This window comes from Halorutilus salinus, assembly GCF_026242195.1.
GTDB classification, from domain to species: domain Archaea; phylum Halobacteriota; class Halobacteria; order Halobacteriales; family Halorutilaceae; genus Halorutilus; species Halorutilus salinus.
On the sequence record NZ_RKLV01000012.1, the window covers coordinates 30,138 to 43,654 of the forward strand.

At 57.3% G+C, this 13,517-nt stretch carries 14 protein-coding genes and 1 pseudogene; 10 read left to right on the plus strand and 5 right to left on the minus strand.

What is annotated here, in order from left to right:
* The first annotated feature begins 22 nt into the window (after positions 1 to 22).
* A pseudogene (acnA, locus tag EGH25_RS10690) lies at positions 23 to 2,805 on the plus strand (aconitate hydratase AcnA).
* A gap of 11 nt (positions 2,806 to 2,816) precedes the next feature.
* On the opposite strand, the gene EGH25_RS10700 reads toward acnA, so the two are convergent.
* Complete coding sequence (locus tag EGH25_RS10700; protein ID WP_266088424.1) at positions 2,817 to 3,131, minus strand: SHOCT domain-containing protein; 315 nt, start codon at positions 3,129 to 3,131, stop codon at positions 2,817 to 2,819.
* A 112-nt stretch (positions 3,132 to 3,243) separates the two neighbouring features.
* A complete protein-coding gene (locus EGH25_RS10705; RefSeq protein ID WP_058365957.1) occupies positions 3,244 to 3,804 on the minus strand; it encodes a DoxX family protein in 561 nt (186 codons plus the stop codon).
* Between the two features lie 114 nt (positions 3,805 to 3,918).
* On the opposite strand from EGH25_RS10705, the gene EGH25_RS10710 reads away from it, so the two are divergent.
* The 9 genes from EGH25_RS10710 (at position 3,919) to EGH25_RS10750 (ending at position 10,290) form a co-directional block, all read left to right on the plus strand.
* A complete protein-coding gene (locus EGH25_RS10710) occupies positions 3,919 to 4,269 on the plus strand; it encodes an ArsR/SmtB family transcription factor (protein ID WP_066419127.1) in 351 nt (116 codons plus the stop codon).
* A gap of 3 nt (positions 4,270 to 4,272) precedes the next feature.
* Positions 4,273 to 4,548, plus strand: a complete 276-nt coding sequence (locus tag EGH25_RS10715) for a DUF7521 family protein (protein ID WP_266088432.1) — start codon at positions 4,273 to 4,275, stop codon at positions 4,546 to 4,548.
* Between the two features lie 137 nt (positions 4,549 to 4,685).
* Positions 4,686 to 5,081, plus strand: coding sequence for a hypothetical protein (locus EGH25_RS10720; protein WP_266088434.1), 396 nt, complete (start codon positions 4,686 to 4,688; stop codon positions 5,079 to 5,081).
* A 145-nt stretch (positions 5,082 to 5,226) separates the two neighbouring features.
* Positions 5,227 to 5,424 (plus strand): heavy-metal-associated domain-containing protein, encoded by a 198-nt coding sequence (locus EGH25_RS10725; RefSeq protein ID WP_266088436.1) that lies wholly within the window; start codon positions 5,227 to 5,229, stop codon positions 5,422 to 5,424.
* A gap of 146 nt (positions 5,425 to 5,570) precedes the next feature.
* Complete coding sequence (locus EGH25_RS10730; RefSeq protein WP_266088438.1) at positions 5,571 to 7,805, plus strand: copper-translocating P-type ATPase; 2,235 nt, start codon at positions 5,571 to 5,573, stop codon at positions 7,803 to 7,805.
* Between the two features lie 77 nt (positions 7,806 to 7,882).
* Positions 7,883 to 8,074, plus strand: coding sequence for a cation transporter (locus EGH25_RS10735; protein WP_266088440.1), 192 nt, complete (start codon positions 7,883 to 7,885; stop codon positions 8,072 to 8,074).
* Complete coding sequence (locus EGH25_RS10740) at positions 8,071 to 8,406, plus strand: SHOCT domain-containing protein (RefSeq protein WP_266088442.1); 336 nt, start codon at positions 8,071 to 8,073, stop codon at positions 8,404 to 8,406. Before EGH25_RS10735 ends, EGH25_RS10740 begins: the two co-directional genes overlap by 4 nt.
* A gap of 6 nt (positions 8,407 to 8,412) precedes the next feature.
* Positions 8,413 to 9,792 carry a permease gene (locus EGH25_RS10745; protein ID WP_266088444.1) on the plus strand — a complete coding sequence of 460 codons (1,380 nt, stop codon included), beginning with the start codon at positions 8,413 to 8,415 and terminating at the stop codon, positions 9,790 to 9,792.
* A 45-nt stretch (positions 9,793 to 9,837) separates the two neighbouring features.
* Positions 9,838 to 10,290: a universal stress protein gene (locus EGH25_RS10750; protein WP_266088446.1), complete on the plus strand. Its 453-nt coding sequence runs from the start codon at positions 9,838 to 9,840 to the stop codon at positions 10,288 to 10,290.
* Between the two features lie 392 nt (positions 10,291 to 10,682).
* Here EGH25_RS10750 and EGH25_RS10755 read toward each other — a convergent pair whose 3' ends face one another.
* From EGH25_RS10755 to EGH25_RS10765, 3 genes are all read right to left on the minus strand, one after another.
* Entirely contained in the window at positions 10,683 to 11,174 is a 492-nt protein-coding gene (locus tag EGH25_RS10755; protein WP_266088448.1) for a hypothetical protein, read from the minus strand.
* A complete protein-coding gene (locus EGH25_RS10760) occupies positions 11,171 to 11,971 on the minus strand; it encodes a ParA family protein (protein ID WP_266088450.1) in 801 nt (266 codons plus the stop codon). The genes EGH25_RS10755 and EGH25_RS10760 overlap by 4 nt, the downstream gene beginning before the upstream one ends.
* A gap of 452 nt (positions 11,972 to 12,423) precedes the next feature.
* Positions 12,424 to 13,245 carry a hypothetical protein gene (locus EGH25_RS10765; protein WP_266088452.1) on the minus strand — a complete coding sequence of 274 codons (822 nt, stop codon included), beginning with the start codon at positions 13,243 to 13,245 and terminating at the stop codon, positions 12,424 to 12,426.
* Positions 13,246 to 13,517 lie beyond the last annotated feature (272 nt).

Sequence of the window (13,517 nt, forward strand, 5' to 3'; positions counted from 1 at the left end):
GCCTATCACATATTCAACTACTGTGACTGATCCGCTCCCATTCGATGCTGTCCGCGAACTCGACGTCGACGGGACGACGTACAAGATAGCCGATCTTCGAGCACTCGAAGAACAGGGCCTCTGTGACCTCGACACGCTCCCGGTGAGCATCCGTATCCTCCTCGAGTCGGTGCTCCGAAACGCCAACGGCGAAACCGTTACTGCGGCGGATGTCAGGAATGCTGCTGGCTGGGAGCCAGACGTACCGGACGCAGAGGTTCCGTTCTCTCCATCACGAGTCGTCCTACAGGATCTCACCGGCGTGCCCGCGGTCGTCGACCTGGCGGCCCTTCGATCCGAAGTCGACCGCAAAGACCGGGATCCTACCCTGGTCGAACCGGAGATTCCTATTGATCTCGTGATCGACCACAGCGTCCAGGTCGACTACTTCGACTCCGAGGACGCCTACGAAAAGAACGTCGAACTGGAGTACGAGCGAAACGCCGAACGGTATCGCGCGATCAAGTGGGCGCAGAACGCCTTCGAGAACTTCAACGTCGTCCCGCCGGGAACCGGTATCGTCCACCAGGTGAATCTCGAGCATCTGGGTCGGGTCGTCCACGCCCGCGAGCAAAACGGCGAGAACTGGCTCCTGCCGGACACGCTCGTCGGCACGGACAGCCACACCCCGATGATCGGTGGCATCGGTGTGGTCGGGTGGGGCGTCGGCGGCATCGAAGCGGAAGCGGCGATGCTCGGTCAGCCGGTCACGATGAAACTCCCCGAGGTCGTCGGCGTCCGTCTCGAAGGCGAATTACCCGAGGGTGCGACGGCGACGGATCTCGTGCTCCACATCACCGAACGGCTCCGCGAGGTCGGCGTCGTCGACCGGTTCGTCGAGTTCTTCGGTCCTGGTGTGGAGAATCTCACAGTCCCCGACCGGGCCACGATCGCCAATATGGCGCCCGAACAGGGCTCGACGATCAGTATGTTCCCGGTCGACGAGCAGACGCTCGAGTATCTCGAACTCACCGGGCGTGACCCCGCCCACATCGACCTTGTTCGCGAGTACCTCGAAGCGCAAGGGCTATTCGGAGAACAGGAACCGGAATACACCGAGGTCGTCGAGTTCGATCTTTCGACTGTTGAGCCGAGTCTCGCCGGACACAAGCGGCCACAGGACCGGATTCCGATGGGGGACGTGAAACAGAGCTTCCGGGGACTTCTCCACGGGGAGTTCGAAGACGACCTCGATGATGTCGACGAAGACGCCCTACAGCGGTGGCTCGGCGAAGGTGGTGCAGCTGGTGCGGAGACCGACGGCGGTGTTCAGGTCGAACCCGAATCGGAACTGCACCCGTTAACCAAACGCGTCGAGGTCGACCTCGACGGTGAGACAGTGGAAATTGGACACGGAGACGTCCTCGTCAGCGCCATCACGAGCTGTACGAACACTTCGAACCCGTCGGTGATGATCGCTGCTGGTCTGCTTGCCCAGAACGCCGTCGAGAAAGGTTTAGATGTCCCGCCGTACGTCAAGACGAGTCTCGCACCCGGCAGTCGCGTCGTCACGCAGTACCTCGAGGAATCGGGCCTGCTTCCGTATCTCGAAGCGCTCGGGTACGCGGTCGTCGGCTACGGCTGTACCACTTGTATCGGGAACGCCGGACCACTTCCCGATCCCATCGAGCAAGCGATCGACGACCACGACCTCTGGACGACGAGCGTCCTCTCCGGGAATCGGAACTTCGAGGCGCGTATTCACCCGAAGATCCGCGCGAACTACCTCGCGAGCCCGCCGCTCGTCGTCGCCTACGGCCTCGCAGGGCGGATGGACGTCGACCTCGAGAACGAGCCGCTAGGCACCGACGAGGAGGGGGAATCGGTGTATCTGGCGGACATCTGGCCCGACGCAGCGGACGTGCAGGCAGCAATCCACGAGAACGTCTCTCCTGAGATGTTCGAGGAGAAGTATGCCTCTGTGTTCGAGGGTGACGAGCGGTGGGCTGCTCTCGATGCGCCCACTGGTGACGTCTACGAGTGGGACGACGACTCGACATACATCCGAGAGCCGCCGTTCTTCCAGGACTTCCCCCTGAAAAACCCGGCGTTGCCGATATTGAGGATGCACGCTGCCTGCTGACACTCGGCGATACCGTTACGACCGACCACATCAGCCCTGCTGGTCCCTTCGGATCTGACCTCCCTGCCGGCCAGTGGCTGCTCGATCACGGCGTTGAGCCGCACGAGTTCAACACCTACGGCTCGCGCCGGGGGAACCACGAGGTGATGATGCGGGGGACGTTCGCCAACGTCCGCATCGAGAACGAGATGCTCGACGATGTCGAGGGCGGCTATACGATCCACCACCCGACCGACGAACAAACCACGGTGTTCGAAGCCAGTCGCCGCTATCGGGACGAGGGGATACCGCTCGTCGTGATGGCTGGCGAGGAGTTCGGAACTGGGTCTAGCCGGGACTGGGCGGCGAAAGGAACGGACCTGCTCGGTGTCCGCGCAACCATCGCCGAGAGTTACGAGCGCATCTACCGCGACAACCTCGTCGGCATGGGTGTGCTCCCCCTGCAGTTCGATGATGGCGACTCGTGGGAATCTCTCGGTCTGGATGGGTCGGAGATCTTCACGATCCACGGCCTCGATGACGGCCTCGACGTGATGGACGAACTGACCGTTATCGCCGAGCGTGCGGACGGGTCGACTGTCGAGTTCCCGGTCACAGCACAGGTCGGCACGCCGGCCGCCGTGACCTATATCGAACACGGCGGCATCCTCCACTACGTCCTCAGACACCTCCTCAGACAGTAACACCAACGCGGTCAGAAACGATCGTCGTCGGACGCCAGGCGGGCGCGACGGTGATCAAACTCCTCGTCGTCGATTTCGCCACGAGCGTACCGTTCCTGGAGAACAGCGAGTGCGCTGTCATCAGTATGGCCGTCCGTAGGGGACCGCGTTGTCAGCCAGTAAACGGCGTAGACTGGGAGGGCGATCAGAAGTGCCATCCACAGGAGCGCGAACAGCATCATCCTCCAGCCCCAGCTACCCCATCCGGCCATGTGGCCGTCGTTCCACATACCGTCGTGCCAGCCCCACATCATTGCATCTGGGATGGTCGCGTGCGTTAGCGCCATTCCGGCGACGACAGCCAGTGCTAGCGCTCCAACGACGATGAGTCCCAGAGAACGAATCCCGCGTGCTTGAATTGGATTTTGCATTGTTGTACTCCCAACGGTCTCGGCGTGGTTAGCCGAGGATGTATTCGAGGGCGGGGTAGCGCTCGACGAGCGTCTCGCCGCCGACGTCGTAGTTCTCGATGTACTGGTCGAGGCCCAGGATGCGGCCCGCGGCGAACGCGGCGACCGCGAGGAACACGAGCATGTACGCGAAGTCCCCATTGATGAACCCGTGGCCCATGTCCCAGTTGCCGAAGTAGAACATGAGCATCATGAGCGCGCCGAAGAACGCCGCGAGGCGGACGAACGCGCCGACGAGCAGGCCGAGGCCGATGAACAGCTCGCCCCACGGGACGGCGACGTTCGCGAACTCGACGAACCACGGCGTCGAACCCATCCACGCGAACATCCCTGCGAGCGGGTTGCCGTTCGTCGCGGCAACGTTCGACAGGTAGCCGCCCGCAGCGAATTCGCCGGTGATCTTCGTGAAGCCGGAGTACGCGAACGCGTACCCCATCATGAGACGGAGCGCCAGCACGAACCACGCGCTGAGGCTGTGGACTTTCCCGCCAACGGTCAGACCGCCGACTCTGCTCTCAAGCTGGTTCATGCCGGAGTCGAGTGTGGACATAATTATTGCACCTTCAACTATCAGTAGGCGGGTAGAGACGATATAATAGCGAGCCGGCGTTCTGAGTCAGAAAACCGGCGGGCTATATTACCCTCCTGTAGCGAGTACGGACGTGTGACTGAGGAGGCCGACCCGTCGGACATCTTCGCCACGCTCGACGACGAGTACGCCCGCGACATCCTCGTGGCGACGAAGACCGACCGACTCTCCGCGAAGGAGCTCAGCGAGGAATGCGATATGTCACGCCCGACCGTCTCGCGCCGGGTCACCCGCCTCGTCGAGCAGGGCCTCCTCGAGGAGTACACGCACGTCGACCCCGGTGGCCGGCACTACAGCGAGTACGAGGCGCGACTCGAGCGTGTCGAAGTGCTCCTGCAGGCGGAGGGGTTCGACGTGCAGATCGATGTTCGGCCGGACCCCGCCGACCGGATTACGTCCATCTTCGAGGAAATGCGGGGAGACTGACTCATGGAACACACGTTATTCGTCATCGGCAAGCTGTTCACGACCGCACTGGCGCTGGTGATCGCCTACCAGGCCTATCGCGGATACCAACGGCATCACACGCAGTTACTCCTGTACGTCGCCGCTGGCTTCGCGCTGGTCGGTCTTGGTGGCCTCGTTGAAGGCGTTCTCTTCGAACTCCTCCAAGTGTCGATTTTCGAAGCAGGATTCGTCGCAGCACTCGTCACCGCAGCCGGGATGCTGTCGATTCTCTACGCCCTGTATGCCCCGAACCCTTGAGGATTCGGGACGTTCATTCGAAAAACGGTCTCTGTGTATCGTCTTCGGTTCGAAGCCGGTACTGTTCGGACTCCCATCGTTTTCGGGAGTGTAGGATCACAGCGGGAATTATATCCGTCTCAGTCGTACCGTATCGTATGATTCGAACACTCGTGGGTGTCCTTGGCGCTCTCTCAGCGCTGTTCCCGGACAAAATCGTCAGTCTCTTCGAGAAACTCGCGATTGCGAATCGAAGCGGGGGAACAGTGAGAGGGTGGGTCCGCCCAGCTATCCGGTCTGAGGGCGTTCTGATAGCTGCGATTTCCCTCCTCAATGGGCGAGCATACGCGTGGCTGATGAATCTTACCGGTGTGTTCGGCGCTATCGTCTTCCTGTTTCCCGATCTGTATCGAAGATTTGCCACCGCGTTCCTGTACGAGCGTCCGGAGTCGATCGAATGGAACGAGCGATTCCGCTCGGGTATTCGGGCTATCGGCGCACTATACGTCTTTTTAGCGGCGAAGACGTATCTGGAGCGCCACAACGGTACCTGAGTCTTCCCGCATCGTCAGTTGCTGAATCTGAGATTTGGTTCGTTTCGGCTGCACGTATCACTTGGAATCTAAAGTTTGACCCCCAAGAGACCAGTATAATCGAAGGGGAAATCCGCTAAAGAGAGGGAGCCGTATGTACCTCTGTATGACGACGACCATCACCGTGGAAGGAATGTCGTGCGGTCACTGTGAGCAGACGGTCGAAGAGGCCCTTGAAGAGGTCACTGGCGTGACTTCCGTGACCGTCGACAGGGAGAGTGAACAGGCAAGTGTCGACGGTGAGGCAGAGGTCACGGCCCTCGTGGCGCCCGTCGAAGACGCGGGATACACCGCTCACGCCTGAGTATCGTGCGCTGCGGATAGCATAAGTCGCTTCGAGACGACGACTAACTGTTGTCTTCGGAGCTTGTCTACGCTGGTCTTGCTGTACGGTTTCAGAGCCGAAGATTCAAGAAGCCGGCGGAACCACCTCAATAGAGAACATGACTCATGGACGACCACAAAGATACAACTGAGAATTCCCCGGGAGGAGAGGACCAGCCGGACACCACCAGTCACCAGCACGAACACGGCGACCACGATGAAGCGGTCGCGGAATCTGACGAGGAAAGGGTAGAACAGGAGCTACTAGAGGAGGAAGCTCACCCTGCTGCGGCAGGTGAGATGGCGTCCCACGAGCAGCACGAACACGCCGGACACGAGGGCGACGGGCACGGCCACGGTTCCCACGAAGGACACGGCGAGGGCCATAGCGGGATGCACGAAGGCCACGAACAGATGTTCCGCCGGCGTTTCTTTATTTCGACGCTCCTGTCGATTCCCGTTCTCCTGTACAGCGAAATGCTGCAGGAGTGGCTCGGCTTCTCCGTCCCGGCATTCCCGGGGAGCGAGTGGATCAATCCCATCTTCGCGGTGATCGTCTTCGCGTACGGTGGGATTCCATTCCTCAAGATGGCACTTCCGGAGCTGAAAGACCGTGCGCCGGGGATGATGACGCTCATCTCGATGGCGATCACCGTCGCGTTTGTCTACAGCCTCGCGAGCGTGATTTTCCCCACACAGTCGGCATTCTTCTGGGAACTCGTCACGCTGATCGACATTATGCTGCTGGGCCACTGGATCGAGATGCGGTCGGTCCGGCGGGCCTCCAGCGCGCTCGACGAACTGGCGAAACTGATGCCAGACACCGCCGAGCGCATCACCGACGACGGGGAGACCAAAGAAGTTCCCGTCAGTGAGCTCTCGGAAGGCGATCTCGTGCTCGTCCGGCCGGGCGCGAGTGTCCCTGCTGACGGCACCGTCGAGGAGGGTGACTCCGACGTCAACGAGTCGATGATCACCGGCGAGTCGAAACCCGTCTCGAAGGAGCCCGGCGACGAGGTCATCGGCGGCACCATCAACGGCGACGGGAGTCTCCGTGTTCGCGTCGGTGCGACGGGCGAGGAGACAACACTCGCGGGCATCATGCGCCTCGTCGAGGAAGCTCAACAGAGCAAGTCCAAGACGCAAGTGTTGGCCGACCGGGCGGCCGGCTGGCTGTTCTACGTCGCGCTCGGGGCGGCAGTCGTGACCGCGATTGCGTGGACGGTCGCAGTCTCGTTCGACGCGACGGTCATCGAGCGAGTCGTGACGGTGCTCGTCATCGCCTGCCCACACGCCCTCGGGCTCGCCATCCCGCTGGTCGTCGCGATCAACACCTCACTTGCAGCGCGCAACGGGATGCTCGTCCGCGACCGAATTGCGATGGAGGACGCGCGGAACTTGGATGCCATCATCTTCGACAAGACAGGGACGCTTACCGAGGGTGAACACGGCGTCGTGGATATGGCGACCGTCGACGGCGTTGACGAGGACGACGCGCTCGGGCTGGCGGCAGCCGTCGAGAGTGACTCCGAACACATGATCGCCCGAGCGATCCGTGAGGCCGCCGACGAGCGAGATGTAACTACTCCTGACGCGACAGCCTTCGAGGCGATCAAAGGACGAGGGGTCCGGGCGAATGTCGACGGAAACGAGGTGTACGTCGGTGGCCCGAACCTGTTGGCCCAACTCGATAGCGAAATTCCCGACCACCTCCAGCGCTTCGCTGACGAGGCCGGTCAGAACGCCCAGACTGTGGTGTATCTCGTTCGTGACGGAGAGCTGATCGCCGCCTTCGCGATGGCCGACGTGATCCGCGAGGAGAGTTTCCGCGTCGTCGACGCCCTCCACGATCTGGGCATCGAGGTGGCGATGCTGACTGGGGACTCCCAGGACGTCGCCAACGCTGTCGCCGACGAACTGGGCATCGACACGGTGTTCGCGGAGGTCCTACCCCAAGACAAAGACGAGAAAGTCCAGGAACTCCAGGACCAGGGCAAACTCGTGGGGATGGTCGGCGACGGCGTCAACGACGCGCCGGCGCTGACGCGAGCCGACGTCGGCATTGCGATCGGGAGTGGCACCGACGTCGCGGTCCAGTCGGCCGACGTTATCCTCGTGCAGAACAACCCGATGGACGTCGTTCGGCTGGTGAAGCTCAGTAAGGCGAGCTACCGGAAGATGCAGGAGAACCTCGTCTGGGCGGCGGGCTACAACGTCTTCGCACTTCCGCTCGCCGCCGGCGTTCTTGCCCCCGTCGGGTTCCTTCTTTCGCCAGCCGTTGGAGCGCTACTGATGTCAGCGAGCACGGTTATCGTCGCCGTCAACGCTCAGCTCTTACGTAGAGCTGACATATCGGCTTAATAATTCATTTCTGGACTCACTTCTACCTAAGTATTTTAGCCGCAACCGTGATAAACGAGCACCTCCAAAAGACAAGTATGGAGATTAAGATCCGAGGTATGTCATGTGAGGGATGCGAGGAGAACGTAGAGGATGCTATCAGCGGTATAGACGGGGTACGGTCTGTCCGGGCGGACAGAGATACCGACACGGCTACCGTAGAAGGAGACGCTGACGAAGACGCTATCGCCGAAGCTGTTGAGGAGGCGGGCTACGAGGTGGAAACATGAGCGACGATCTGACGCGGGCGGTACTCGTCGTGGTAGGTGTTCTTGTCGCCGTACCGGTGGTTATGATGGTTCTGTTCATGCCGTTCGGGATGATGGGCGGAGGGGGAGCATGGCACGATGGAATGATGTGGGGAAGCGGCTGGAGCGGAGGTATGGCGATAGCGTGGCTCGTCACGGTTCTCCTGCTCGCGGGTGGAGGGTATCTCCTGTATAGCCGTAGCGATTCCACGGACAAGGCTATCGAGGAGCTACGTGTCGCGTACGCACGCGGAGACATATCTGAGGAGGAGTTTGAGAAGAGACGTGAAAACCTGAAACGGGAGGAAGACTAAAGAACTATGCCCGCCTCCCAGCTTTCCGTCGCCTTCCGAACGCTGATCGAAGGCGTACAGCTCGCCGCAGAGTTCTTCTGGCAGGCGATGTGGGCGCTCCTCCTTGGATTCATGCTCTCGGGTGCGATACAGGCGTTCGTCTCCAAGGAGGGAATGGTGAAGTACATGGGCGATCCAAGCCCGCGGTCGGTTCTCTACGCTATGGGGTTCGGCGTCGCTTCGACATCGTGTTCATTCGGCGACATAGCCGCGACAAAGACGCTGTTCAAGAAAGGGGCGCATATCATCCCGACGGTCACGTTTCTGATAGCGTCGACTAACTTCGTGATAGGTCTCACCTTCGTCATATGGGCGCTTCTCGGCTGGGAGTTCGCCGTCGCACAGGCGGTCGGCGCACCTATATTCATGCTGATTGCCATCGTCCTCGTGCATCTCACGATACCCTATGACGAGGCACAGGAGGTCAGGGAACGCCTCATCAAGCAGGAACAGCCCGTCGTTACCGACCCTGTCTGCAAGATGCGTATAAACCGGGAGAACGGTATCCCCGTCGAGTACAAAAACGAGACGGTCTACTTCTGCTCCGAAGGCTGTAAGGACCTCTTCGAGCAGAACCCGGACGTACATAGGACGCCTTGGAGGGAGAAGATAAGGTCTTGGAACGGATGGGTCGAAGCGGCGAACCAAACGAAGAAGGACCTCCTGATGCTCTGGAAGGAGCTGAGTATTGGGTTCCTCTTGGCAGGAATAGTGGCTGTAGCCGTTCCCGACAGTATATGGACGTTGCTGTTCGAAGGCGGAGGAACAGGCACCACGCAAGTACTCTACAACAGTATCCTCGGACCGCTGATCTCCGTAGCGACGTTCGTGGCTTCGATAGGAAACGTCCCTCTCGCAGCTGTCCTCTGGAACTCAGGGTTCGCGTTCGCCGGCGTCGTCGCCTTCATATACGCTGACCTCATCGTTCCGCAGCTGATACTGATATACCGCAAGATATTCGGCGAGAAGATAGGAACGCGTCTGACGCTGATCCTGTTCGTCTCGATGGCTACAACCGGCGTTATCGTGTACTACCTGTTTGCTTTCCTCGGACTGGTTCCCGACGCGGCAGTAACCTCAGAAGGCGAGCCGTTCACGCTGTTCGGACTGACCCCGACGACGATACTCAACTTAGTCTTCCTGTTGATTGGCTTGGTGTTCCTCGTCTTGCTAGTGACGGGTAGACGTGGCGCACCCGGTGACCGGGTTGTACAAGACCCCGTGACGGAAGCCGATATAACGGTAAAGAACGCTGATTACTGCACGGTGTACGACGAGTCGATATACTACTTCGAGACCGAGGAGTCGAGAGAGAAGTTCAAGAGTTCGCCAGAGGAGTACATTTGAGAGCCCATCCGATGGTTATACTTGGAGGGGACGAATAGTCTAACCATGTACGACACCGTACTGTTCCCGACGAATGGGGGAGTAGCCAGCGAAAACGCGGCGGAGAGTGCCGTTGAGACCGCAGCGAAACACGACGCCGAGCTACGAGTGCTGTACGTGGTGGACGAGCCCATCTACAGCGCGTACTCCGGAGACGAATACGTGCACGAGCACGAGGGACTTGAGTCCGCGCTTAGGGAGGTCGGCGAGGAAGCCCTTGAGGAAGTTGCGGACGAGGCACGCGAAGCGGGGGTTGAGTTCGTGACGGAGATGCGTGACGGTACGCCGGAGCAAGAGATTTTGGAGTATATAGCTGAGACAGGTCCAGAAATTGTCATCATGGGCACGAAGGAGCGTCCGGATGAGTACAGGCAGATGTTGGGAAGCGTTACTGAACGCGTCCTACGAACGACGAGCGTTCCTGTAACCGTGGTTAAAACACCTGTGGCAGAAAATTAGTCTCTATTTTTAATAGCTTGGTTTCCGAAGTTACAGGATCTGTCCGATAATAGCGGTAAAGTCCCGGAGTTCGAAACCCTCTCGCTAGCCTATGAATAGAGATCCGGAACCTCGGAACTCACGACTGTTCCGCTCTCTGTAGCTTATTCGTCGGAGGAAATAGCACACACACGTTCAGTTCGCCTCGTGAATCTATAGGTAAAGATGCAGCCTCGGTACTCATAGGAGTATCTAGGAGTATCCTATCTCACTCCAGAATCTGAGTAGTGAAGCATGTCAAACTGTGGAGTTTATTTTTAGTCCAATTTGTGCATAAAATTGGTAAAGTCTAATCTTGGAAATCTCTAAGCAATATATCGAGATACGGTTTATACGTAAGGCGGGTGAGGATGTCAATCAAGCCCAAGCCTATCCGCTAACTCCGCCTCGTTATCAACTGCAAGATTGACTACCTCTTCCATAAAGTCGGCATGTTTCTCTATTCCACCGTTCCCTGCAACCTTCGAACGACCGTCCAGACGCTCATACAGACCGTTCAAAGCGTCAGCCTTCTCATCAGGTAAGTACATCGGAACCTGGCGACGGTGTCTAGTGGCATTCTCATCGCGGTTTGGACCAGGCTTACTCTCCGTGTCCGTACTACTCATGTTACCTGTCTTATCTGTATTATCCGCATCACCCGTATCACCTGAATAATCCGAATCATCCGAATAACCTGTATCACCCGAATTATCTGATACACCTACATCATTCGTGTTACCCGTATTATCCGGGTTATCCGTATCATCCGGCTCATCGGCTTCCGTCTCTTCTTCGTCTTGTTCTTCAGTATCGGCGCGCCGTTCGTCAAACCGTGCCCCGAGCTCGCTTTTTGGGTCTGTCATGATAGGCTCTCCGTGTGTTTCGCTATCTCCGTGTACCTGTCTCTCAGTTCTTCCACCTTATCCGTATCCCACGGGTAACCCGCATCATCCGGGTTATACGCAAAGACCGAAGACCTTGACTCGATCGAGTGTTCCACAGCTGTCCAATCAGGAATCTCGAAGACATAATCCTCGCCGAAGGTCTCGACGAACCAATCTTTCATCTCCGAACTCACACCGTCCTTTCCTACTTCGTTGAGGACAGCACCGACGGTAGAGATCTCGACGTCGTCAAACTTATCCTCAAGGGTATCTATCTCGTCGAAAAGTATCTGTAGAGAGTCCTGAGCTATTGTGTTCGCGTGGCTTGGGAATAAGACGTTTTCAGCGGCAAGTAGAGCTCCGTCAGCCAACGGTCCTAGGTTCGGAGGGGAATCGATAACGATGTAGTCGTAGCCTCCTTCATGCCGGTCTAACGCAAGTTTGAGAGCCTCTACGCCACGAGCCTCCGAGTAAAGGTGTTTCTCAAGCCGGAAGTTCCGGAGATGTGACGGGACTAGGTCAAACTCTTTTCCTTCAACAACGAGCTCGTCAAGGTCGTCAAGCGAGAGTTGTCCCATCTCGGACAGCACATCGTAGGTAGCGTACTCTGCTTCTCTGTATCGGTCGCGATAGCCGAGTTTGAGAGTTAGTCCGCCCTGTGGGTCAGCATCGATAGCGAGGACATCGTGTCCTCTGTCGCTGAGCGCGCCTGCTAGATTGATGCTCGTGGTTGTTTTTCCTACTCCTCCTTTTTGCATCCCAACGTTCACTCTCATCGGATTCTGGGACACCTCCATAACGCGTATAATACGGGTTTCATGCAGAACTCACGTTATGCAGAACACTCGAGTAATATAAATCTATGTCAGACGGAATGCGGACACAGATGTGCCGAAAGCAGGTAAATTCGAGATATTCAGCTAGATCGCTAGAGGATTGATACTAAGTAGACGTATTGGAATCGAATATATCCTCAAGTAATCATAGTTGGGTGGCGGGAAGCAGACGTAGGTTTGGGGAGGTTTTTCCCTATTCGGCGGATCTCCGTCACTCTTATATTTTTAGAGATTTATACTCAGTTAGAGCGCCAGGGTACCGGCGTTTGAAGCCCGTCGCACCACTCCTGCCACCCACCGTGGTAAGACGCGGTCCGAACGGCACTCAGCCGGACAGGTCCCGCGTGGAAACGGGGGTGGAGGCGGGAAAAGGTACCCTCTAGGTTTTCCAACTATTCAGCAAGCCAATCAGCTACTTCATTACAACCCATGCCTCTAAGAATCTGTACAGCAGGGTTTATGCTGTCACTCATAGGCTGCTCTGATTTCGTGCTCGCAAACACTCCCTGATACCAGCAGCTCACTCTCTCTTGGCGGGTTTCTCCTCTACCATGATCATACGTTATATCAGGTACTTTCTCAGCTTTTTTATCGATAGCGTAATTCGCTTCCGCAAACCTCTCTGGTGTTTGGGTCGTGTCTACATACGAGTGCACGACGCTTCCAAGGAGATTAGAAAGTACCGCCTCATATCCATTCTCGTTGATATCATCTGCCACGGCACCGGCTACTAAATCCGCTAGGAGCGAATGTGGGTAATACATCTCGGATCTTATACAGTTCACAATCGGAGGGGCGACGATATCAATCCCTCTGACGCCCCTGTGTAAATTCTTCCCTTTATCTCTATCACCATCAACGATAACTACACTATCCTTCGTTGCTACCTCAAGTTCATCGAGTACGATAGCTGAGTGGGCTGCCTCTGCTTGCATCAGATTTGGTGGGTTTCTGTCTGCGCAGATCCCTGCTCTTCCGTTATGATCCTGCAAGATATTATAGATCTTGTACTTAGGAATATCTAGGTCTCTGCTTTTAGTTGCGAAAGGTTCGTAACCCTCATCGCTCAGCTTTCGATACATTTCATCAAGAAGTGATCCTTCCTGCGTCCTATTAGCTAGCACTCCCGCGGTTACGATTAATCCGTCTCTGTTCGTCGCGTCGAACGCTACAGACCTACTCCGTCTTTCACCCCCAACCTGGAAATCTTGCATCTATATCCAAGAAAAAATTCATGTGACAAGTAAAGAAACCTGTCTTATGTACGTGGCTTTTTTACTAACTATTTACTATACTATATTATACTTCTCAGGGTAGGGAGATATAGCTGAGGACTCAGGACTCTGTTAGAAAAATAGCAGATTTTCTCCCACTTGCAACTCTGTCCTGAAAACTATACTTCCCCATTTAAGACGAACGGCGACCCACGAGTGAACTGCCGTAGTGAAAACTTCTAACAAGATGGGGGGATGATAGCTAGCGGAAT

Excerpts from the sequence above, each read along its gene's own strand:
- EGH25_RS10755 (WP_266088448.1), bottom strand. The coding sequence starts at position 11,174 with ATGACAGACCCAAAAAGCGAGCTCGGGGCACGGTTTGACGAACGGCGC.
- EGH25_RS10715 (WP_266088432.1), top strand. The coding sequence starts at position 4,273 with ATGGAACACACGTTATTCGTCATCGGCAAGCTGTTCACGACCGCACTG.
- EGH25_RS10705 (WP_058365957.1), bottom strand. The coding sequence starts at position 3,804 with ATGTCCACACTCGACTCCGGCATGAACCAGCTTGAGAGCAGAGTCGGC.
- EGH25_RS10750 (WP_266088446.1), top strand. The coding sequence starts at position 9,838 with ATGTACGACACCGTACTGTTCCCGACGAATGGGGGAGTAGCCAGCGAA.
- EGH25_RS10745 (WP_266088444.1), top strand. The coding sequence starts at position 8,413 with ATGCCCGCCTCCCAGCTTTCCGTCGCCTTCCGAACGCTGATCGAAGGC.
- EGH25_RS10735 (WP_266088440.1), top strand. The coding sequence starts at position 7,883 with ATGGAGATTAAGATCCGAGGTATGTCATGTGAGGGATGCGAGGAGAAC.
- EGH25_RS10760 (WP_266088450.1), bottom strand. The coding sequence starts at position 11,971 with ATGAGAGTGAACGTTGGGATGCAAAAAGGAGGAGTAGGAAAAACAACC.
- EGH25_RS10730 (WP_266088438.1), top strand. The coding sequence starts at position 5,571 with ATGGACGACCACAAAGATACAACTGAGAATTCCCCGGGAGGAGAGGAC.
- EGH25_RS10765 (WP_266088452.1), bottom strand. The coding sequence starts at position 13,245 with ATGCAAGATTTCCAGGTTGGGGGTGAAAGACGGAGTAGGTCTGTAGCG.
- EGH25_RS10720 (WP_266088434.1), top strand. The coding sequence starts at position 4,686 with ATGATTCGAACACTCGTGGGTGTCCTTGGCGCTCTCTCAGCGCTGTTC.
- EGH25_RS10740 (WP_266088442.1), top strand. The coding sequence starts at position 8,071 with ATGAGCGACGATCTGACGCGGGCGGTACTCGTCGTGGTAGGTGTTCTT.
- EGH25_RS10700 (WP_266088424.1), bottom strand. The coding sequence starts at position 3,131 with ATGGCGCTAACGCACGCGACCATCCCAGATGCAATGATGTGGGGCTGG.
- EGH25_RS10725 (WP_266088436.1), top strand. The coding sequence starts at position 5,227 with ATGACGACGACCATCACCGTGGAAGGAATGTCGTGCGGTCACTGTGAG.